At 76.1% G+C, this 20,059-nt stretch carries 19 protein-coding genes and 1 pseudogene; 16 read left to right on the top strand and 4 right to left on the bottom strand.

Annotation, left to right across the window (positions count from 1 at the left end; all coding sequences use genetic code 11):
• The first annotated feature begins 80 nt into the window (after nt 1–80).
• Nucleotides 81–2,543 (top strand): [protein-PII] uridylyltransferase, encoded by a 2,463-nt coding sequence (locus tag ACR9E3_RS15780; RefSeq protein ID WP_460381230.1) that lies wholly within the window; start codon nt 81–83, stop codon nt 2,541–2,543.
• Nucleotides 2,544–2,677: 134 nt separating this feature from the next.
• Nucleotides 2,678–4,297, top strand: a complete 1,620-nt coding sequence (gene ffh, locus ACR9E3_RS15775; protein ID WP_460381229.1) for a signal recognition particle protein — start codon at nt 2,678–2,680, stop codon at nt 4,295–4,297.
• On the opposite strand, the gene ACR9E3_RS15770 is transcribed toward ffh, so the two are convergent.
• A complete protein-coding gene (locus ACR9E3_RS15770; protein ID WP_460381228.1) occupies nt 4,298–4,702 on the bottom strand; it encodes an MmcQ/YjbR family DNA-binding protein in 405 nt (134 codons plus the stop codon). It abuts the gene before it with no gap.
• The gene (locus ACR9E3_RS15765) at nt 4,699–5,175 is read right to left on the bottom strand and encodes a MarR family winged helix-turn-helix transcriptional regulator (protein ID WP_460381227.1); all 477 of its coding nucleotides are present in this window, start codon (nt 5,173–5,175) and stop codon (nt 4,699–4,701) included. The genes ACR9E3_RS15770 and ACR9E3_RS15765 overlap by 4 nt, the downstream gene beginning before the upstream one ends.
• Nucleotides 5,176–5,295: 120 nt before the next feature.
• Here ACR9E3_RS15765 and ACR9E3_RS15760 point away from each other — a divergent pair, with 120 nt between their 5' ends.
• Both ACR9E3_RS15760 and ACR9E3_RS15755 read left to right on the top strand, forming a co-directional pair.
• Nucleotides 5,296–6,501: an FAD-dependent monooxygenase gene (locus ACR9E3_RS15760; protein ID WP_460381226.1), complete on the top strand. Its 1,206-nt coding sequence runs from the start codon at nt 5,296–5,298 to the stop codon at nt 6,499–6,501.
• A gap of 42 nt (nt 6,502–6,543) precedes the next feature.
• A complete protein-coding gene (locus ACR9E3_RS15755) occupies nt 6,544–7,635 on the top strand; it encodes an amidohydrolase family protein (RefSeq protein ID WP_460381225.1) in 1,092 nt (363 codons plus the stop codon).
• 1 nt (nt 7,636) lies between these two features.
• Here the strand turns inward: ACR9E3_RS15755 and ACR9E3_RS15750 are convergent, their stop codons facing one another.
• The gene (locus ACR9E3_RS15750; RefSeq protein WP_460381224.1) at nt 7,637–9,067 is read right to left on the bottom strand and encodes an MFS transporter; all 1,431 of its coding nucleotides are present in this window, start codon (nt 9,065–9,067) and stop codon (nt 7,637–7,639) included.
• Nucleotides 9,068–9,133: 66 nt separating this feature from the next.
• Here ACR9E3_RS15750 and ACR9E3_RS15745 point away from each other — a divergent pair, with 66 nt between their 5' ends.
• From ACR9E3_RS15745 to rimM, 4 genes and pseudogenes are all read left to right on the top strand, one after another.
• On the top strand, nt 9,134–9,886 hold the full coding sequence (locus ACR9E3_RS15745) for a LamB/YcsF family protein (protein ID WP_460381223.1): 753 nt from the start codon (nt 9,134–9,136) through the stop codon (nt 9,884–9,886).
• 132 nt (nt 9,887–10,018) lie between these two features.
• Nucleotides 10,019–10,351 (top strand): annotated as a pseudogene (gene rpsP, locus ACR9E3_RS15740) (30S ribosomal protein S16); the annotation flags it as partial.
• Between the two features lie 20 nt (nt 10,352–10,371).
• Nucleotides 10,372–10,611: an RNA-binding protein gene (locus ACR9E3_RS15735; RefSeq protein ID WP_133824910.1), complete on the top strand. Its 240-nt coding sequence runs from the start codon at nt 10,372–10,374 to the stop codon at nt 10,609–10,611.
• Between the two features lie 4 nt (nt 10,612–10,615).
• Complete coding sequence (rimM, locus tag ACR9E3_RS15730; protein WP_460381222.1) at nt 10,616–11,152, top strand: ribosome maturation factor RimM; 537 nt, start codon at nt 10,616–10,618, stop codon at nt 11,150–11,152.
• A 3-nt stretch (nt 11,153–11,155) separates the two neighbouring features.
• On the opposite strand, the gene ACR9E3_RS15725 is transcribed toward rimM, so the two are convergent.
• Entirely contained in the window at nt 11,156–11,878 is a 723-nt protein-coding gene (locus ACR9E3_RS15725) for an MgtC/SapB family protein (RefSeq protein ID WP_460381221.1), read from the bottom strand.
• A gap of 44 nt (nt 11,879–11,922) precedes the next feature.
• Between ACR9E3_RS15725 and trmD the strand changes: the two genes are divergently transcribed.
• The 8 genes from trmD (at nt 11,923) to ACR9E3_RS15685 (ending at nt 19,998) form a co-directional block, all read left to right on the top strand.
• Nucleotides 11,923–12,699 (top strand): tRNA (guanosine(37)-N1)-methyltransferase TrmD, encoded by a 777-nt coding sequence (trmD, locus tag ACR9E3_RS15720; protein WP_460381220.1) that lies wholly within the window; start codon nt 11,923–11,925, stop codon nt 12,697–12,699.
• A 174-nt stretch (nt 12,700–12,873) separates the two neighbouring features.
• Nucleotides 12,874–13,233: a 50S ribosomal protein L19 gene (rplS, locus tag ACR9E3_RS15715; RefSeq protein WP_133824914.1), complete on the top strand. Its 360-nt coding sequence runs from the start codon at nt 12,874–12,876 to the stop codon at nt 13,231–13,233.
• A gap of 1,199 nt (nt 13,234–14,432) precedes the next feature.
• Nucleotides 14,433–15,422, top strand: a complete 990-nt coding sequence (lepB, locus tag ACR9E3_RS15710) for a signal peptidase I (protein WP_460381293.1) — start codon at nt 14,433–14,435, stop codon at nt 15,420–15,422.
• Between the two features lie 77 nt (nt 15,423–15,499).
• Nucleotides 15,500–16,324: a ribonuclease HII gene (locus ACR9E3_RS15705; protein ID WP_460381292.1), complete on the top strand. Its 825-nt coding sequence runs from the start codon at nt 15,500–15,502 to the stop codon at nt 16,322–16,324.
• A complete protein-coding gene (locus ACR9E3_RS15700; RefSeq protein ID WP_285649376.1) occupies nt 16,321–16,641 on the top strand; it encodes a DUF2469 domain-containing protein in 321 nt (106 codons plus the stop codon). Before ACR9E3_RS15705 ends, ACR9E3_RS15700 begins: the two co-directional genes overlap by 4 nt.
• 165 nt (nt 16,642–16,806) lie before the next feature.
• Entirely contained in the window at nt 16,807–17,208 is a 402-nt protein-coding gene (locus ACR9E3_RS15695) for a YraN family protein (RefSeq protein ID WP_460381219.1), read from the top strand.
• A 1-nt stretch (nt 17,209) separates the two neighbouring features.
• Nucleotides 17,210–18,787, top strand: a complete 1,578-nt coding sequence (locus ACR9E3_RS15690; RefSeq protein ID WP_460381218.1) for a YifB family Mg chelatase-like AAA ATPase — start codon at nt 17,210–17,212, stop codon at nt 18,785–18,787.
• A complete protein-coding gene (locus ACR9E3_RS15685) occupies nt 18,784–19,998 on the top strand; it encodes a DNA-processing protein DprA (protein ID WP_460381217.1) in 1,215 nt (404 codons plus the stop codon). The genes ACR9E3_RS15690 and ACR9E3_RS15685 overlap by 4 nt, the downstream gene beginning before the upstream one ends.
• Nucleotides 19,999–20,059 lie beyond the last annotated feature (61 nt).

The following is a 20,059-nucleotide window of genomic DNA, read 5'->3' as shown; positions in this document are numbered from 1 at the left end:
CTCGGGAGCCCGGCGCCGTCGTCACACCGGGCCGGGAGCAGGCCGTCGTCGTGACGTGCCGGAGAGGACGTGGGGGACGGATGGCCACGGAGGCGAGCGCGGCGCCGGGGGAGGGGCCGGTGGGCCCGGGCGACGAGCGGGGCGGCGCCCACGGCGACGCGGCCGACCTCGTCCGCGCGCGGGGTGCGCTGCTCGACCCGCCGGCGGGGGCGCGCCGGCTCGGGCCGGCCGCGCTGCGTGAGGCGCTGGTCGAGCTGCACGACTTCTGGTTGTCGTCGCGCGCCGCCGCGGTCGGCGTCGGCGAGGGCTCGGCCCTGGTCGCCGTCGGCGCGCTGGGCCGTCGCGAGCTGGCCCCGCACTCCGACCTGGACCTGGTCCTGATCCACGACGGGCGCAGCCGCCGGGGCGGACGCGAGCAGATCTCCCGCATGGCCGACGCGCTCTGGTACCCGCTGTGGGACGCCGGGGTCGGGCTCGACCACTCGGTCCGGACGGTCGGCGAGGCGATCGAGGTGGCCACCACCGACCTCCGCGTGGCCCTGGGCCTGCTCGAGGTCCGGTTCCTGGCCGGCGACCCCGAGCTGGCCGAACGCCTGGCCGCGACCGCCCGCCAGGCGTGGCGCGCCGGCATCCGCAACCGCTTCGACGATCTCGTCGCCGCCACCGAGGCCCGGTGGGAGCGGTCCGGCGAGGTCGCCCACCGCATCGAACCGGACCTCAAGAACGGCCACGGGGGCCTGCGCGACATCCAGCTGCTCGACGCGCTGTCCGCGGCGCAGCTGGTCGACCGCCCGACCGTCGACGTCCAGGACGCCCGCCGCCTCATGCTCGACCTGCGCGTCGAGCTGCACCGCCGCGCCGGCCGCGCCCGCGACGTGCTGCAGGCCGAGGACGCGCACGAGGTGGTCGCCGCGGCCGCGGGCGAGCTCGGTGTCACCGACCGTTTCGACCTCGCGCGCGCCCTCTCCGGCGCCGCGCGCACCGTCGTCTTCGCCACCGACACCGCCCTGCGCTCGGCGCGGGCCGCGCTGCCCCGCCGGGGCCTGGCCGCGCTGCGCCGCACCCCGGCGCGCCGGCCCCTCGACGACGGCGTCGTCGAGCACGCCGGCGAGGTCGTGCTCGCCCGCGAGGCGCAGGTCTCGCGGGACCCGGCGCTGGTGCTGCGCCTCGCCGCCGCGGCGGCGCGCACCCGGCTGCCGATCTCCGCCAGCACCCTGCACCGGCTGGCCGAGGCGGCGCCCGAGCTGCGCGAGCCGTGGCCGCGGGCGGCGCTGTCCGAGCTGCTCGCCCTCCTGGGCGCCGGGGAGGGCATGGTCGACGTGGTCGAGTCCCTCGACCGCACCGGCCTGTGGGGGCGGCTCTTCCCCGAGTGGGGCGCGGTCCGCGACCTGCCGCCCCGCGACCGCCAGCACGTCTGGACCGTCGACCGCCACCTCATCGAGGTCACCCGCCGCGCCGCCGAGCTGACCACCCGCGTCGCCCGGCCCGACCTCCTGCTGCTCGGCGCACTGGTGCACGACATCGGCAAGGGGCGCGAGGAGGACCACTCCGTGGTGGGCGAGCGCCTCGCCGGCAACATCGGCCGGCGCCTCGGGCTCTGGCCCGCGGACGTCGACCTCCTCGCCGCGATGGTGCGTCACCACCTGCTGCTGCCCCACACCGCGTCCCGCCGCGACCCGGAGGACCCCGCGACCGTGGAGCGCGTCGTCGACACGCTCGACGCCGACCCGGTGCTGCTCGAGCTGCTGGCTGCGCTCGCCGAGGCCGACTCCCTGGGCACCGGGCCGGGTGTCTGGACGCCGTGGCGGGCGACGCTCATGGGCGACCTGGTGCGCCGCTGCCGCGTCGTCATGTCCGGCGGCCCGGTCCCGGGACCGTCGCCCCTGTCCGAGGACGCGCTCGCGCTCGCGAAGGCCGTCGCCGAGAGCGGGCGGCCCGAGGTGTCGATCCACGGCGAGGGCGAGCTGACGACGATCACCATGACGGTCGCGGCCCCCGACCGGCCCGGACTGCTCTCCCGCGCGGCCGGGGTGCTGGCGCTGCACTCGCTGCAGGTCCACACCGCCGACCTCGGCGAGCACGACGGCGTCGCCGTCGACGCGTTCACGGTGTCCCCGCGCTTCGGGCGCCTGCCCGAGGCGTCCCTGCTGCGCGAGGATCTCGTCCGGGTGCTGCGCGGGTCGCTCGACCTGCCCGCACGCCTGGAGGCGAAGGAGCGCGACTACGACCGGCCGGGCCCGCCGCCCGCGCCCAGCCGCGTGGTGTGGTTCGACGACGAGGCCACCGGGGCCGTCGTCCTCGAGCTGCGCACCACCGACCGGATCGGCCTCCTGCACCGCGTGGCCGCTGCGCTCGAGGGCGAGGGGCTGGACGTCCGCTGGGCGCGGGTGTCGACCCTGGGCAGCTCGGTGCTCGACGCCTTCTGCCTGGAGACCGCCGAGCACTCCGGGCCCGACCCGGAGCGCCGCCGGGAGGTCGAGGAGGTCGTGCTGGCCGCGGCCGCGGGCGGCTACGCCGCGCCGGAGCCCACCGCGCCGAGCTGACACCGGGCCGACACGGGCTGACGCCGGGGCCGCCCGGACGCGCCCGTTAGGCTGGGGGTTCGTCCCCGACGGTGCCGACCCGCAGCGTCGAGGCTTCCCAGCGCCGCCAGCGAGACCCGAGGAGTGCGAGCGCCGTGTTCGACACCCTGTCCGACCGCCTCACGTCGGTCCTCTCCGACCTGCGCGGCAAGGGGCGACTCTCCGAGACCGACATCGACACGACGTGTCGCGAGATCCGGATCGCGCTGCTCGAGGCCGACGTCGCGCTGCCCGTGGTGCGGGGGTTCGTCAGGCAGGTCAAGGAGCGCGCCCGCGGCGCCGAGGTCTCCGAGGCGCTGAACCCGGCGCAGCAGGTCGTCAAGATCGTCAACGAGGAGCTCGTCGGCATCCTCGGCGGCGAGACCCGCCGGCTGCGCTTCGCCAAGAACCCGCCGACGGTGATCATGCTCGCGGGCCTGCAGGGCTCCGGGAAGACGACGCTGGCCGGCAAGCTCGCGCACTGGCTCAAGGGCCAGGGGCACACGCCCATGCTCGCGGCCTGCGACCTCCAGCGTCCGAACGCCGTCAACCAGCTCCAGATCGTCGGCGAGCGCGCCGGTGTCGAGGTCTTCGCCCCCGAGCCCGGCAACGGTGTCGGCGACCCGGTCGACGTCGCCCGCCGTGCGGTCGCCGACGCGAAGTCCCGCCAGTACGACGTGCTCGTCGTCGACACCGCCGGCCGTCTCGGCGTGGACGAGGAGCTGATGCGCCAGGCCGCGGACATCCGCGACGCGGTCACGCCGGACGAGACGCTGTTCGTCCTCGACGCCATGGTCGGCCAGGACGCCGTCACCACGGCCGAGGCGTTCCGCGACGGCGTCGGCTTCTCCGGCGTGGTGCTCACCAAGCTCGACGGCGACGCGCGCGGCGGCGCGGCGCTCTCGGTCCGCGAGGTCACCGGCGAGCCGATCCTCTTCGCCTCCAACGGCGAGAAGCTCGACGAGTTCGACGTCTTCCACCCCGACCGGATGGCCTCGCGCATCCTCGGCATGGGCGACGTGCTCACCCTCATCGAGCAGGCCGAGCAGGCCTTCGAGGAGGGGCAGGCCGAGAAGGCCGCCCAGAAGATGTCCGAGGGCGAGCTGACCCTCGAGGACTTCCTCGAGCAGATGATGGCCGTCCGCAAGATGGGCCCGATCGCCAACGTGCTCGGCATGCTGCCGGGCGCCGCGCAGATGAAGGACCAGCTCGCGGGCCTCGACGAGAAGCACCTCGACCGCGTCCAGGCGATCATCCGCGGCATGACCCCCGCCGAGCGCGACGACCCGAAGATCATCAACGGGTCCCGCAGGCTGCGGATCGCGAACGGGTCCGGCGTCGGCGTCTCCGACGTCAACCAGCTGGTCGAGCGGTTCTTCGAGGCCCGCAAGATGATGAAGTCGATGGCCGGCCAGTTCGGGCTGCCGGGCATGGGCGGGGGCCGCAAGGGCAAGCGCCAGGCCGCGAAGGCCGCCACCAAGGGGCGCAAGGGGCCCAAGCAGATGCCGGCGATCGCGGGCATCGCCCAGGAGAGCACCGGCGCCGACCGCGGCGAGCGGTCCGTCGGCAGCTACCAGACCCCGGGGCTCAACCAGCTCCCGCCGGCGCTCGCGGGCATGAACGAGCTCCCGGCGGGCTTCGACGCGGGCGCGCTGACCTTCCCGGGCAACAGCGGCGGCGGTGGCTCCCGCGGCAACGGCGGCGGCAAGAAGGGCAACAAGAAGAAGCGCAAGTAGCTAGCGGTCCAGCCACTTCGCCCGGCGGCGGTGCGACGCCCGCGCCAGCCAGGCGTCCTGCACGATCTCGGTCAGTTCCTCGTGGCTGATCCGGTCGAGGTGCGCGGCCCGGAGCAGCACCGAGAGGTGTCCGTCGAAGTGCGACGTCGTGAAGAACGGCGTGGACGTGTCGCGCACCAGCGCGTCCTTGTCCTCCTCCGACTCGACCCAGAACATGATCACGTCGGAGTACTTCTCGCCGGTGTCGGGGTCGCGCGCGTCGGGCCGTGGCGTCCGGAAGAACACGAACGACTTGCCACCGACCTGGTAGACGGTGTTGCCCTTCGGGCCCTCGAGGCTCGTCACGTGCGGCATCGCCGCGGCGAGCGCGTGGACGTCCTCGACGGTCGCGGGCCGGCCCGTCACGGCTCGCCCTCCCGGGCGGCCAGGCGCGCGGTGAGCTCGTCGACGAGGCGGCCCAGCAGGCGGCCCAGCTCCCGGCGGTCGTCGTCGGGCCAGTCCGCGAGCACCTCGGTGAACCACCGCAGGACCGTCTGGACGTAGCGGTCCGCGGCGGCCGCGCCCTCGTCGGTCAGCTCGACGAGGCGGGCGCGGTGATCGCCGGGGTCGGCGGCCCGCCGGACCAGTCCGCGCTGCTCGAGCCCGGTGACGGTGCGGGTGACGTGGGGACCGGCCACCTGCTGGCGCTCGGCGATCTCCCCGATCCGCAGGGGGGCGCCGGCCATCCGCAGCGCGGACAGGACGCCGATCGCCGGGCGTTCGAGGTCGGCCCCCGCCGCGCGCTGGGCCTCCTCGACCACCCGGCTGCGGTTGAGCATGGCGCCGAGCTGCGTCAGCCGCGGGAGGACCTGGCCGACCAGGTCGGACTCGGCGGTCACCGCCACCTCCTGGTCAGATACCTAAGTTAGGTATATGGTTGTCCCGTGCGATCGCGCAACCAATACCGGGGTCGTCGGTCGCGGAAAAGATACCAAAGGTAGGTAAACGAGGAGGTCGCCATGCCGGGAACCGTGCTCATCTCGGGCGCGAGCATCGCCGGGCCGACGCTCGCCTTCTGGCTCGCCCGCCGGGGCTTCGCCGTCACCGTCGTCGAGCGGGCCGACGCCGTCCGGGGCGGCGGCTACCCGATCGACGTCCGCGGGACCGCGCTCGGGGTCGTCGAGCAGATGGGGGTGCTGCCGGCGGTCCGCGCCGCCCACGTCGACTCGCAGCGGATCACGTTCCTCGACGCCGACGGATCGGCCGTGGGCGCCGTGTCGCCCGAGTCGGTGTCGGGCGGCACCGGCGGGAACGTCGAGCTGCCCCGGGGCGCCCTCACCGAGGTGCTCCACGCCGCCGTGCGCGACGACGTCGAGTTCCGCTTCGGCGACACGATCGCGACGCTCCACGACGACGGCGACGGGGTCGACGTGGCGTTCGCGAGCGGGGAGCGACGCCGCTTCGACCTCGTCGTCGGGGCCGACGGGCTGCACTCGCACACCCGCGCGCTCGCCTTCGGTCCGGAGGAGCAGTTCCACCGCTACCTCGGCTACTGCTTCGCCGGGTGGACCATGCCGAACGAGTTCGGGCTCGACCACGAGGGCGTGATCTGGAGCGTGCCCGGGCGGGCGGCGGTGATCTACGCGGTGGGCGGCGCCGACCAGGTGCACGGGTTCCTCAGCTTCACCCGCGACGACCCGCCGTTCGACGCGTTCCGCGACCCCCGCGCGCAGCGCGAGCTGGTGGCCGCGCGGTTCGCCGGCGACGACGTGTGGGAGGTGCCGCGTCTCGTCGCCGCGATGCAGGAGGCCGACGACGTGTTCTTCGACGTCGTCAGCCAGATCCGCATGCCGCGGTGGTCGACCGGCCGGGTCGGGCTGGTCGGCGACGCGGCGCACGCGCCGTCGTTCCTGTCCGGCCAGGGCTCGAGCCTGGCGCTGGTGGGCGGGTACATGCTCGCGGGCGAGCTGGCCACGGCGCCGACGTACCGCGAGGGCTTCGCGCGCTACGAGCACCGCCTGCGCGACTTCGTGGCGCAGAACCAGGCGCTGGCCGACGGCGGGCGCAGCGTGATCGTCCCGCGCACGGAGTCCGACGTCGCCCGTCGCGACGCGGCGCTGCGGGAGCCCGACCGGACCCGGATCCCCACCGGCGACGCGGTCGACCGGGCCGCGACCGCTCTCGAGCTGCCGGTGTACCCCGGAGCCGTCGACGGCGCGGCCTGAGGCCAGCGGCGACGCGGGCGGGTCGTCGCTACCCTCCGCAGCATGTCGCAACCCCCGCTGCACCTGCGCGGCGTGCTGCTCGACGGCACCGCCGAGGGCGAGCACGCCGGCGAGCTGTGGGTCACCGCGGACGGGCGGATCAGCCTCGACCCGGTGCCCGACGCGCAGACCGTCGCCGACGGCGCCTGGATCCTCCCCGGGCTCGTCGACGCGCACTGCCACGTCGGCATCGGGGCGGACGGGCCGGTGGATCTCGAGACCGCCCGCGAGCAGGGGCACGTCGACGCCGCGGCCGGCGCGCTGTTGCTGCGCGACTGCGGCAGCCCGATCGACACGCGCCCGCTCGACGACGACCCGCGGATGCCCGAGATCGTCCGCGCCGGGCGCCACCTCGCGCGCCCGAAGCGCTACATCCGCGGCCTGCCGGTCGACGTCGAGCCCGACGAGCTGCCGGCCGCGGTCGCCGAGCAGGCGCGGGCGAACCCGTGGGTGAAGCTCGTCGGCGACTGGATCGAGCGCGAGGCCGGCGACCTCGCCCCGCTCTGGCCCGACGACGTGCTGCGCGCCGCGATCGACGCGGCGCACGCGGAGGGGGCGCGGGTCACCGCCCACGTCTTCGGCGAGGACGCCCTGCCCGGGCTCATCGGCGCCGGGATCGACGGGATCGAGCACGGCACCGGCCTGACCGACGACACGATCGCGATGATGGTCGAGCGCGGCACGGTTCTCGTCCCGACACTGATCAACGTCGAGAACTTCCCGCTGTTCGCCGAGGCGGCCGGCGACAAGTTCCCGCGCTACGGCACGCACATGCGCGAGCTCTACGCGCGGGCGCCGCGGAGGATCGCCGCGGCGATCGAGGCCGGCGTCCCGGTCTTCGCGGGCACCGACGCCGGCGGGGGCATCGAGCACGGGCTCATCGTCGACGAGATCGCGGCCCTGGCGGCGGTGGGGCTCGGGCCCGCGCGCGCCCTGGCCGCGGCCTGCGGTGCGGCCCGGGACTGGCTGCGCCGGCCGGGACTCACCGACGGAGCGCCCGCCGACCTGATCGTGACCGACGGCGACCCGCGGACCGACGTCGACCTGCTGCGGCGCCCGCTGCTGGTCCTGCGGGCGGGCACCGCGCTGTCGTAGCTCAGGTCCGCGCGGGCAGGCGGCGCGAGAGCAGGACGGCGACGACGAGCACCCCGGCGACCACCAGCAGGGCATCGGAGAACGCGGCCCCGGCGCCGTCGTGCAGCGGGTTCCACGAGCCGGCACCGGCCGCGGTCCGGGCGGCGAGCACGGTCCCGAGCACGGCCGCCCCGGTGCCGCCGCCGAGGAAGAACGCGCCCTGGTAGAGCCCGAGGCCGACGCCGGCGTGCTCGGCGGGCACCGCGGCGGCGACCGCGTTGATCAGTGGTGAGGTGATCGACGCGAGGGCCACGCCGACCACGAACGTCACCGCGCTGAGCAGGACCGCCGACCCGCCCGCCGCCGTCGAGAGCGTCACCACGGCGACGGCCAGCAGGCCCAGCCCGATCCCGACGAGGCGGCGCGGTCCGAGGCGGTCGGAGAGCCGGCCCGCGGGGGACGAGAGCGCGGCGACCGCGACCGCGCCGGGCAGCAGCACGAGGCCGACCTGGCCGACCCCGAGCCCGTTCACCGTCGCGACGAGCAGCGGCACCAGCAGGATCGTGGCGAGGTAGCAGAACATCGCCAGGAACCCGACGCCGACGGCGGTGACGAACGGGCCGTGCGTGAGCAGCGCCGGCGGCACGAACGGCCGCGGCGCCCGGCGGATGCGCAGCGCGAAGGCGCCCGCGAGCACGAGCGCGCCGAGGACCGCGCCCCACGACGACGGCGCCACGCCGACCTGCTGGGCGCGGGTGAGCCCGAAGAGCCCGAGGCCCACGGCGCCGCCGAGCAGGACGCCGCCGATGAGGTCGATCTGCCGCCACGACGGGTCGGCGCTCTGCCGGCCGTCGGGGAGGACCCGCGGCGCGATCACCAGCAGCGGGGCGACGAGCAGGGCCGCGCCCAGGAAGGGCCAGCGCCACCCGGCGACCTCCGCGACGAACCCCGCCAACGGCGGCCCCAGCGCCTGGCCCGCCCCGACGCCGGTGCCGACGATCCCGAAGCCGAACCCGCGGCGGCCCGGCGGCAGCGAGCGTGCCACCGCGACCGACCCGAGCGCGGGCACCGCGGCGCTCCCGAGGCCCTGCAGGACCCGCCCGGCGAGGTGCAGGCCGATGCCCGGTGCCAGGCCCGCGAGGACCGAGCCGACGAGGAAGATCGCGATCCCGGCGGCGAACACCCGTCGCACGCCGAACACGTCGGCAATCCGCCCGTAGAGGGGTGTGGCGACCGCGAAGCTCAGCGAGAACGCCGTCACCACCCAGGCCAGCCCGCCCGGCGAGGCGGCGAAGTCCCGGCCGATCTCGGGCACGAGGACGAGCACCATGCTGTTGGCCAGCACCGCGACCGCGACGGCGACCAGCAGCACGCCGAGCAGCAGGCCGACGCGGACGGGCGGTGCCTCGGTCCCGGACGGCGCGGACGGCGCGGACGGCCGGAGATCGGTCACGGGGGACAGACTGCGCCCTCGAGTGCGCTCGAGGTCAAGGAGCGGCCGGTCCTAGGCTGGGGCGCCGTGCCGACCCTCGACCTCAACGCCGACCTCGCCGAGGGCTTCGGCATCTGGGCGCTCACCGACGACGACGCCCTGCTCGACGTCGTGACCTCGGCGAACGTGGCGTGCGGCTTCCACGCCGGAGACCCCGCGACCATGCGCCGGGTCTGCGAGCGCGCGGTGGAGCGCGGGGTGACGATCGGCGCCCAGGTGTCCTACCGCGACCTCGCCGGGTTCGGTCGCCGCTTCGTCGATGTCGACCCGGCCGAGCTCGCCGCGGACCTGCTCTACCAGGTCGGCGCGCTGCGCGAGTTCGCCCGCGCGGCCGGGGGAGAGGTCGCGTACCTCAAGCCCCACGGCGCCCTCTACAACGCCGTCGTGCACCACGACGCCCAGGCAGGCGCCGTCGTCGAGGCGGCGGATCGCGCGGGGCTGCCGGTGCTCGGGCTTCCGGGCTCGCGGTTCCTCGCCCGGGCGCTGGAGGCCGGGCTCACCACCCACGCCGAGGCGTTCGGCGACCGCGGCTACACCCCCGAGGGGACCCTCGTGCCGCGCCGCGAGCCCGGGGCGCTGCTCCCGGACGCCGACGCCGTCGTCGAGCGCGCCCGCCGCCTCGCCACCGACGGCGTCGTCGTGGCGGTCGACGGCACCGAGATCCCCACCCGGGCGGCCTCGCTGTGCCTGCACGGCGACAGCCCCGGCGCGGTGGCCTCGGCGCGCCGCGTGGCCGAGGCCCTGCGCGCCGCGGGCGTCACCCTGGCGCCGTTCGCCTGACCTGCCGTCTGGCACAATCGTCGCGTTGCCGTGGTCACGTGAGGCCACGGACGAGCACGAGCGGGCACGCCGTCCCGGAGGTCCTCCTCGGCAGGGCGGCCCCGAACGCATCGACCGAGGAGTTCCCCAGCAGTGGCTGTCAAGATCAAGCTCGCCCGCATCGGCAAGATTCGCGAGCCGCACTACCGCGTCGTCGTCGCGGACGCCAAGAACCGCCGCGACGGTCGCGTCATCGAGACGATCGGCGAGTACCACCCGAAGAGCGACCCGAGCGTCATCAAGATCGACTCGGAGCGCGCGCAGTACTGGCTGGGGGTCGGCGCGATCCCCACCGAGCCGGTCCACGGCCTGCTCAAGGTCACGGGCGACTGGCAGAAGTTCAAGGGCCTCCCGGGCGCCGAGGGCAAGCTGAAGCCGCAGCCGGAGAAGGTCGACAAGCAGGCCCGCTTCAACGAGGAGCTGGCCAAGGTTTCCGGCTCCGCGGAGTGAGCGAGCTCGCCGAGGCGCTCGAGCACCTCGTGCGCGGCATCGTCGCCCACCCCGACGAGGTCGCCGTCGATCTCGTCACCAACCGCCGCGGCCGCACGCTCGAGGTCCGGGTGCACCCCGACGACCTCGGGAAGGTGATCGGCCGCAACGGCCGCACGGCCACCGCCCTGCGCACCGTCGTGGGCGGCATCGGCGGGCGCGGCGTGCGTGTCGACGTGGTCGACACCGACCGCTGAGACCGTGACGACCCCTCCCGACGAGCGTGTCGTCGGCCGGGTGGTCAAGGCCCACGGCCTGCGCGGAGAGCTCGTCGTCGAGCCCCGTACCGACAACGTCGAGGCCCGGTTCGCTCCGGGCACGGTGCTGTCGGTGCGGGGCTCGCGCCTTCCCGCGCTGACGATCCGGGCGGCCCGCCGTCACGGTGACCGCCTGCTCGTGACCGTCGAGGAGGTCGGCGACCGCGACGGTGCCGAGGCCCTGCGCAGCGCCGAGCTCACCGCCCCCGCGCTGGACGGCGTCCCCGACGACCCCGACGAGTTCCACGACCACCAGCTCGAGGGGCTCACGGCGGTGCTCGCCGACGGCACGGTCGTCGGCACCGTCACCGCGGTCCTGCACGGCGCCGGCGGGGAACTGCTCGCGATCGAGCGCCCCGGTGCCGACGAGGCGCTCGTGCCGTTCGTGGCCGCGATCGTCACCCAGGTCGACGTCCCCGGCGGCCGGCTCGTCCTCGACCCGCCCGAGGGGCTCCTCGAGGGCTCCGGGGAGGACGGGTAGGGCTCACTCCTCCTCGGCAGGCACGCCCACCGCGAGAACGCCGGGCAGCTCGGAGAGCTCGCCGGACAGCGTGTCCAGCCCGCCGCGCCCGGTCAACGAGAGCGTCACCGAGGCGGTGCGCGTCCCGGTCGGGTCGTCCGGCGCGCCACCGTCCTCGCGGTCGACGTGCATGCCGGCGACGGCGAACCCGCGCTCGGTGCACACCGTGAGCACGGCGCGGAGCACACCCCGGCCGTCGTGGTAGGAGATGGTGACGTCCCGCGGCACCGTCGAGGACTCCGTGACCAGGCGCGCGAGCGGGCGGTACCCGCGGGTGACGAGGTAGTGCACGGCGGTCCCGGCCACGGCGAGCAACGGCAGGCCGGCACCGCACGCCGTGCCGACCGCGGCGGCCGCCCAGACCGTCGCCGCCGTGGTGAGCCCGCGGACGGCGTCGCGGCGCACGAAGATCAGCCCGCCGCCGATGAACCCGATCCCGGACACGATCTGGGCCGCGACGCGGGAGGGGTCGAGGGCGATGTGCTCCATCCCGAGCAGGTCGGAGAAGCCGTACTTCGAGATCAGCATGAAGGCCGCCGACCCCACGCCGACCAGGGTGTGGGTGCGCAGGCCCGCGCTCTTCGCGGCGCGTTCGCGCTCGAGGCCGATGAGGGTGCACAGCACGAGCGCGAGGCCCAGGGGCGCGAGCAGGCGCCACTCCTGCGGGTAGGAGACGAACTGCTCCACCCTCGCCACCCCCTTCGCGTCCGGCCGGGGCAGGATCGTGCCCGATGCGCATCGACGTCGTCACGATCTTCCCGGGCTACCTCGCCCCGCTCGACGAGGCCCTCGTCGGCCGGGCGCGGCGGGCGGGCCTGCTCGACGTGCGTGTGCACGACCTGCGGCGATGGGCCGGTGGCGTGCACAAGGCCGTCGACGACGCACCCTACGGCGGCGGCCCGGGGATGCTCATGACGGCGCCGGTGTGGGGGGCAGCGCTCGACGAGGTCGCCGGGTCGGGGGAGGGCTCCCCGCGGCTGCTCGTGCCGACCCCGGCGGGCGCGCCGCTGACCCAGGCGCGCGTCGCCGGGTGGGCGGGAGAGCCGTGGCTGGTGGTCGCGTGCGGGCGCTACGAGGGCATCGACGCCCGGGTGCTCGACGACGCCGCGACCCGGATGCCCGTCGAGGAGGTCTCGCTCGGCGACTACGTGCTCGCGGGCGGGGAGGTGGCCGCGCTCGTCGTCGTCGAGGCCGTGTCCCGGCTCGTGCCCGGCGTGCTCGGGAACCCGGAGTCGGCGGAGCTGGACAGCTTCGCTGTCGGTACTGACGGCCTGCTGGAGGCGCCCGCGTACACCCGCCCCGAGACCTGGCGCGAGCGCGACGTCCCCGAGGTGCTCCGGGGCGGCAACCACGCCGCCGTGGCGCGGTGGCGCCGGGACCGCTCGCTGGAGCGCACCGCCGCCGTGCGACCCGACCTCCTCGACACGCTGCTCGCCCGCCACGGCCCGCGCGCGTTCGACGCCCGCGACCGCGAGGTGCTCACGGCGTGCGGGTACGACCCGGCCTGAGGAGCGCGACGGGCGGCATGGCAGACTGGGGAGGTTGCCGCGGACGGCGCACGGCCCGATCGGGGTCGGTGAGCGCCGGTCCGCTGCCCGAGAAGCCATCCCGGTCGGCAGCACACGGACGCCCGCCCCGTGGGGTCCGTCGCGCCGGCCCGTGAGACCGCGAGGACGCTGACGATGAACGCCCTGGACGAGCTCGACGCCAAGTCGCTGCGCTCCGACATCCCGGACTTCCGTGCCGGGGACACCGTGAAGGTGCACGTCCGGGTCATCGAGGGTTCACGCTCTCGTGTACAGGTCTTCCAGGGTGTCGTGATCCGCCGCCACGGTGGCGGCCTGCGCGAGACGTTCACCGTCCGCAAGGTCTCCTTCGGCGTCGGGGTGGAGCGCACCTTCCCGGTGCACTCCCCGAACATCGCCGAGATCGAGGTCGTCACGCGCGGTGACGTCCGGCGCGCGAAGCTCTACTACCTCCGTGAGCGCCGGGGCAAGGCCGCGAAGATTCGCGAGAAGCGCGAGACCACGCCGGCTTCCTGAGCCGACGGCCCCGGTCTCCTAACCTGAAGCGCGTGCGCCCCCAGGAGCCCTCCGTGCCCCCGTACCGGAGTCCCGGCGCGGGCACCGATCCGAGCCGTGACGGCCGGTCGGGCCCGGTCGGTGGCGACGGCTACGGCGGACGTGCGCCGGCCCACGCGCGACCGGACGACGACCAGGGGCCGGACGACCCCTACGGCGACGTCCCGGCGCCCGCACGCGGCGGGCAGGCGCCCTACGGCGCCTCCGGCTGGTCGGGATCGGACGTGCCGGGCGACGGCTACGGCACCCCCGACCTGCCCTCGTACGGCGCGGGCCCGAGCTACGAGACGTCGGGGCTGTCGGGGACCGGGTACTCCGGCGGCTCGTCCCTCCCCGGGAGCAACGGCTACGGCGGCGCCGGGTACTCGGGCGGCTCGTCCCTCCCCGAGAGCAGCGGCTACGGCGGCAACGGCACCGGCGGCGGCTACGGATCGGGTCACGGGAACGGCCAGGGCGGCTACGGCAGCCACGACCTGGGCCACGGCGGTGGCCACGGTCCGGGCAACGGGCACGGCGGCGGTCCGGACGACGGGCGCCGAGCCGCCCCCGGCGCACCGGGGCCGCGCTACGGCGCTCCCGAGCCGGGCGCTCCGGCGGACGGACCCGGGCGGCCCGACGAGCCCTCGCGGGCTCCGTCCGGCCCGTCGTGGGGGGCGCCCGGCGGCGTCGCGGCGGCCCCGGGTCAGGGCGGCGTCGCGGCGGCCCCGGGTCAGGGCGGCGTCGCGGCGGTGCCGGGTCAGGGCGGCCCCCGGCCGCCCGGCCCACCGGCGGGTGGGCCGTACCCGCCTCCGCAGGGCTCGCCTCCCCACGGTGGAGCGGCGAACGGTGCGGGGCCCGGTGGCGTGAACGGCGCCAACGGTGCGGCGCCCCACGGCCCCGGTGGTCCGGGCGGTTCCGCTGGTCCCGGCGGTCCGGGTCACGCGGCGCCCGGGCGCCCGTCCGGCCCCGCGGGGCCGGCGGCAGCGGCCGGTCCCGCGCCCGGCGGAGACGCCGAGTCGACCTCGTCCGCCACTCCCGGCGCGTCCGACAGCGGCCTCGCGGGCGCCGACGGCTTCGCCTCCCGGCCCCCCAAGCCGCGGGATCCCGCGACCACCGGCAGCACGGCCACGACGACCGTCACGCAGACCGCCGGGGCGAGCCCGGGGCGGCACCGGCGGGGTCTGGCGGACGCCGGTCGCGACGAGGAGGGCCCCGAGGACGGCGACGAGCCCGAGAGCGGACCGGGTCGGTCCGGGCGCCACGGGAGCACCGGCCCCGGGCGGACGACCAAGAAGAAGAAGCGCAAGGGCTCGTTCTGGCGCGAGCTGCCGTTGCTCATCGTCGTCGCGGTGGTGCTGACGTTCGTCATCCAGACGTTCCTGGCGCGGATCTACGTGATCCCGTCGGCGTCGATGGAGCGCACGCTGCACGGCTGCAACGGCTGCGCCAACGACCGCGTCGCCGTCGACAAGATCACCTACCGGTTCGCGGACCCGTCGCCGGGCGACGTCGTCGTGTTCCGCGGTCCGCCCTCGTGGGGAGCGAACGACGAGGTGTCGGGCGGCGAGCCGTCGGGCAACGCGCTGGTCCGCGGCCTGCAGAGCGGGCTCTCGCTCGTCGGTCTCGCGCCGCCGAACGAGAAGGACTTCGTCAAGCGCGTCATCGCCACCGGCGGGCAGACCGTCGCCTGCTGCGACGCCCAGAACCGCGTCACCGTGGACGGCCGTCCGCTCAACGAGCCCTACATCTACTACCAGCCCAACCTGGGCCGGACGCAGGCCGACTTCGCGCCCGTGCGGGTGCCCGACGGCCAGCTGTGGGTCATGGGCGACAACCGCAACAACTCCGCGGACGCCCGCGTGCACGGCCCGATCGGGGTCACCGACGTCATCGGCAAGGCGCGCGTCATCGTGCTGCCCGTCGGCCGGTGGGGCGGTGTCCCCGACACCGATCCGCAGGCCCAGGCCTCCGCGCTCGGCGCCCCGACGTGGACCTCCGGTGCCCCGCTGGCGGCGGGCGTGCTCGTCGGGGTGCCGCTCGTCGGGGTGTCCCGACGTCTGCGACGGCGCTGGTCGGCCTACCACGGCGGCCCGCGGGCGCCGGACGACCCGGATCCGCTCGGCCCCGGTGATCGCGGCGGTCCGCCACCACCCGGCCAGACCGGCCGGTGACGGCCGGACACGACGCGGGTCGTCGGCGCGGCACCGGCCGGCCGGCGGGGCGGCGCCCCGCTCGCCGGCGGGCCCCGCTGCCGCCGCGCACCGGCGTACAGCCGCCCCGGGCGATCGTCCGCCGCAGCACCGAGAGCTGGGCGCTGCAGTCGGCCCTGGAGCGGCACGGTCTCGGCCCGGTCGTCGGCGTCGACGAGGCCGGACGCGGGGCGTGCGCCGGCCCGCTGGCGGTCGCGGCCTGCATCCTGCGGCCGGGGGACGCCAAGCGTCTCGAGGGCCTGACCGACTCGAAGCTGCTCACCCACGACGAGCGGGAACGGTTCGCGACGATCATCCGGCGGCGCGCGCTCGACTGGCACGTCGTGCTCGTCGACCCGCCCGAGATCGACCGCCGCGGCGTGCACGCCGCCAACATCGACGGGATGCGCCGGGCCGTCGCCCGCCTCGACGTGCGGCCCGGCTATGTCCTCACCGACGGGTTCCCGGTGTCGGGCTTCGGCGTGCCGGCCCTGGCGGTGCCCAAGGGCGACCTCGCCGCGGCGTGCGTGGCGGCGGCCTCGGTGCTGGCGAAGACCACCCGCGACCGCCTGATGGCCGACCTCCACCAGAAGCGTCCGGAGTACGGCTTCGACCTCCACAAGGGCTACTGCACACCGACGCACAACGCAGCGCTCACCGAGCACGGGCCCAGCGAGGACCACCGCTTCAGCTTCGTCAACGTCGCCGCGGCGGCACGGGGCCGGAGCCTGGACGGGGCGATGGCCGGCGTGCGCCACAATGGAGCCGTGACCGTCGACGAGGCGTCCGCGGAGAGCGGGGAGGCCGACGAGCTGGTGGACCTGGAGGCGGCGCTCGGCCCCGAGGAGTACCCGGGGGACGCGCCGGAGGGGGGAGAGCGATGAGCGCGGAGGATCTCGAGAAGTACGAGACCGACATGGAGCTGTCGCTCTACCGCGAGTACCGCGACATCGTCGCCCAGTTCTCCTACGTCGTGGAGACCGAGCGGCGCTTCTACCTGGCGAACTCGGTGGACGTCGCGGTGCGCAACGCCGACGGCGAGGTCTACTTCGAGGTCACCATGGCCGACGCCTGGGTCTGGGACATGTACCGGCCCGCGCGCTTCGTCAAGAACGTCCGCGTCGTGACGTTCAAGGACGTCAACGTCGAGGAGCTGGAGAAGCCCGACCTCCGCCTCGACGAGGGCCCGTTCAGCGGCTGACGCTGCCCCGGCCGGCTGATCGCGGCCGCCACCACGGCCTCGCTCCGTCCCCAGCCCTCCCGGTTGTCCCCAGACGCGACATCGCTGCTGGAGCCCCGGTCCCCGTCCCGGCCACGCTCGGAGCCGCCGCCGGACCCTCCGGCGGCGGGGACGAGGGGGCTGGGCATGGTCACCACGCGCGACACACCGGGACGGCCGCCGGACGATCGGCGCCTGCTCGGGCAGCGCGGCGAGGACGTGGCCGCCGCGCACCTCACGGCGCGCGGCCTGCTGGTGCTCGACCGCAACTGGCGCTGCCGCGAGGGCGAGCTCGACCTCGTCGCCGCCGACGGCGAGCGCCTCGTGGTCGTGGAGGTCAAGACCCGCTCGGGCACCGGGTTCGGCGTCCCGGCCGAGGCGGTCACCCGCGAGAAGGCCGCCCGGATCCGGCGCCTCGCGCAGCGCTGGCTCGCCGAGCGGCACGCCGCCGGCGGGTCGGGGTTCGACGAGGTGCGCTTCGACGTCGTCGCCGTGCTCCTCGTCCGCGGCGCCGAGGCCCGGGTCGAGCACTACGAGGGGGCGTTCTGACGTGGCCCTCGCGTGCGCGTGGTCGATCGGGCTGCGCGGGGTCGACGGCGAGGTCGTCGAGATCGAGGCGGACATCGGGCAGGGCCTGCCCGCCGTCTCGCTGGTCGGGCTGCCCGACGCCGCGCTCGCCGAGTCGCGCGACCGGGTCCGCGCCGCCGTGGTCAACTCCGGCGAGACGTGGCCGGCGCGGCGGATCACGCTCGCGCTCTCCCCGGCGACCCTGCCCAAGCAGGGCAGCGGGTACGACGTCGCGCTCGCGTGCTCGGTGCTGGCCGCGGCGAAGTCGGTGCCCGTGGCCGCCCTGCGGGACGTCGTGCTGCTGGGCGAGCTCGCGCTCGACGGCCGGGTGCGGGCGGTCCGCGGCGTGCTGCCGGCGCTGCTCGCGGCGCGCCGGCTCGGCGTCGAACGCGCGATCGTCCCCGCCGGGGCGGCGGTCGAGGCTGGTCTGGTCGAGGGGATGGAGGTCCTGGGCGCCGAGCACCTCGCGGACGTGCTGGCGTGGTTGCGGGGCGAGCGCGGGCGGCTGCTCGGCGTGCCGTCCGCGGCGCGCCCGTCGGGCGGCGGCCCGCGCGAGGACCTCGCCGACGTCGTGGGCCAGCAGGCGGCGCGGCGGGCGGTCGAGGTGGCCGCGGCGGGCGGGCACCACCTGCTGATGGTCGGGCCGCCGGGCTCGGGCAAGACGATGCTGGCCCGGCGGATGACCGGCCTGCTGCCCGACCTCGACGTCGACGCCGCACTCCAGGTGGCGGCCGTGCGCTCGCTGGCCGGGGTCATCGACCCGCAGGAGGCGCTGCCCGCCGCGCCGCCGTTCGTCGCGCCGCACCACTCGGTGTCGTCGGCCGCGCTCGTCGGCGGCGGCAGCGGGCTGGCCCGGCCGGGCGCGGTGTCGCTGGCCCACCGCGGGGTGCTCTTCCTGGACGAGATCTACGAGTTCGGCCCGCACGTGCTCGAGATGCTGCGCACGCCGCTCGAGGAGGGTGAGGTCCGGCTGGCGCGCACCGACGGCGTCGTGCGCTACCCGGCGCGCTTCCAGCTGGTGATGGCGGCGAACCCCTGCCCCTGCGCCCCGCCGCGGCCCACCGACTGCGCCTGTTCGAGCCTCGAGAAGCGGCGCTACACGAACCGGCTGTCGGGGCCGATGCTCGACCGCGTCGACCTGCAGGTGTCGCTGCAGGCGGTCGAGGCGCTCTCGTGGGACGCCGGATCCGGCGAGAGCGTCGAGGAGGTCCCGGAGGACACGGCGTCGGTCCGGGCGCGTGTCCTCGCGGCGCGGGCGGCGGCGCGGGACCGCTGGCGCGAGGCGGGGTGGCGCACCAACGCCGAGGTCCCGGGCCCGGAGCTGCGCCGCCGGGGTCGCCTTCCCCGCGACGCCAGGGAGGTGCTCGAGCGCCAGCTGCGCACCGGGGCGATGACGGCCCGGGGTGCCGACCGCGCGCTGCGCGTCGCGTGGACCATCGCCGACCTCCGGGGCGCGGTCGGGCCCGAACGCGCCGACATCGTCGAGGCCGTCGGGTTCAAGGGATTCGTGTCCGCCGATGACCCCGACGGCTCCGGCGGTCCCGACGAGGAGGCGGCGTGAGCGCGGTCCGCCCACCCGTGGACGACTCGCCGGTCGACCCCGAGGTCCTGCTGGCCCGCGCCTACCTGTCGCGGGTCGCCGAGCCGCCCGCCGCGGCCCTCGCGGCCTGGGTCGCCGAGGTCGGGCCGGTCACCGCGGCACGGCGGGTGCGGGCGGGCGTGACGGCCGGGCCGGGTGCCCTCCCGCCGGCGGTCGCTCGCGAGACCGCGGCCCGGCGCGACACCGACCGCGCCGAGGCCGACCTGACGCTCCTCGGGGCCCGCGGCGGGCGGCTGATCGTCCCCGAAGGCCCGGAATGGCCCGTCGTCGCGCTCGCGGGCCTGGGGCTCGTCGCGGGGCCGGACGACGGGGGCGGGATGGAGGGCGCGCCGGCGCGTGAGGGCCCCGCCGAGCCGCTGGCGCTGTGGGCGCGCGGGCCGTTGCGGCTCGACGACGCCCCGCGCGGCCGGGTCGCGCTCGTCGGGGCCCGCGCGGCGAGCGAGTACGGGCTGTGGGTCGCCCGCGACTGGGCCGCGGACTTCGCCGACCGGGGACGGACGGTGGTGTCCGGCGCGGCGCTCGGGATCGACGGGGCCGCGCACCGGGGCGCGCTGGCGGTCGGCGGAGCCACCGTGGCCGTCCTGGCGTGCGGGATCGACCGTGCCTACCCGCCCACCCACGCGACGCTGCTCGACCACATCGCCCACCGGGGTCTCGTCGTCACCGAGTACCCGCCGGGCTCGACGCCCGCCCGCCACCGGTTCCTCGTCCGGAACCGGCTCATCGCCGCGCTCACCGCGGGCACGGTGGTGGTCGAGGCGGCCGCGCGCTCCGGGGCCATGCGCACGGCGCTGGTCGCGGGCGGTCTCGGGCGGGCGGTGATGGTGGTGCCCGGGCCGGTCACCTCGGCGCTCTCACTGGGCTGCCACGAGCTCGCCCGCCGCCCGTGGGTGTCGGTGGTCGGGCGGGTGGCGCACGTCCTCGAGGAGGTGGCACCTGTGGGGGACGACATCGCCACCCCACCGGGGACCCCGGACCGTCCGACGGACGGTCTTGACCCCGGGGCGCTCCGTGTGTTCGACGCCCTGCCCCTCCACGCGGCGCGCACAGAGGTACGTCTGGCCCACGACGCAGGTGTCGACCCGGCCGACCTGGCCACCCACCTGGGTGGACTCGAAGCGCGCGGGCTGGTCGAAGGCGCCGACGGGCGGTGGCGTCGCCGACCCGGGTGAACAGGCACAGAGCGACGAACGGTTGCAGAGCGCGACGAGTGGAACCGCTCCCCGACGGTGG

It is taken from the genome of Actinomycetospora sp. C-140 (assembly GCF_054796175.1).
This window is presented reverse-complemented; position numbering and strand designations above follow the sequence as displayed.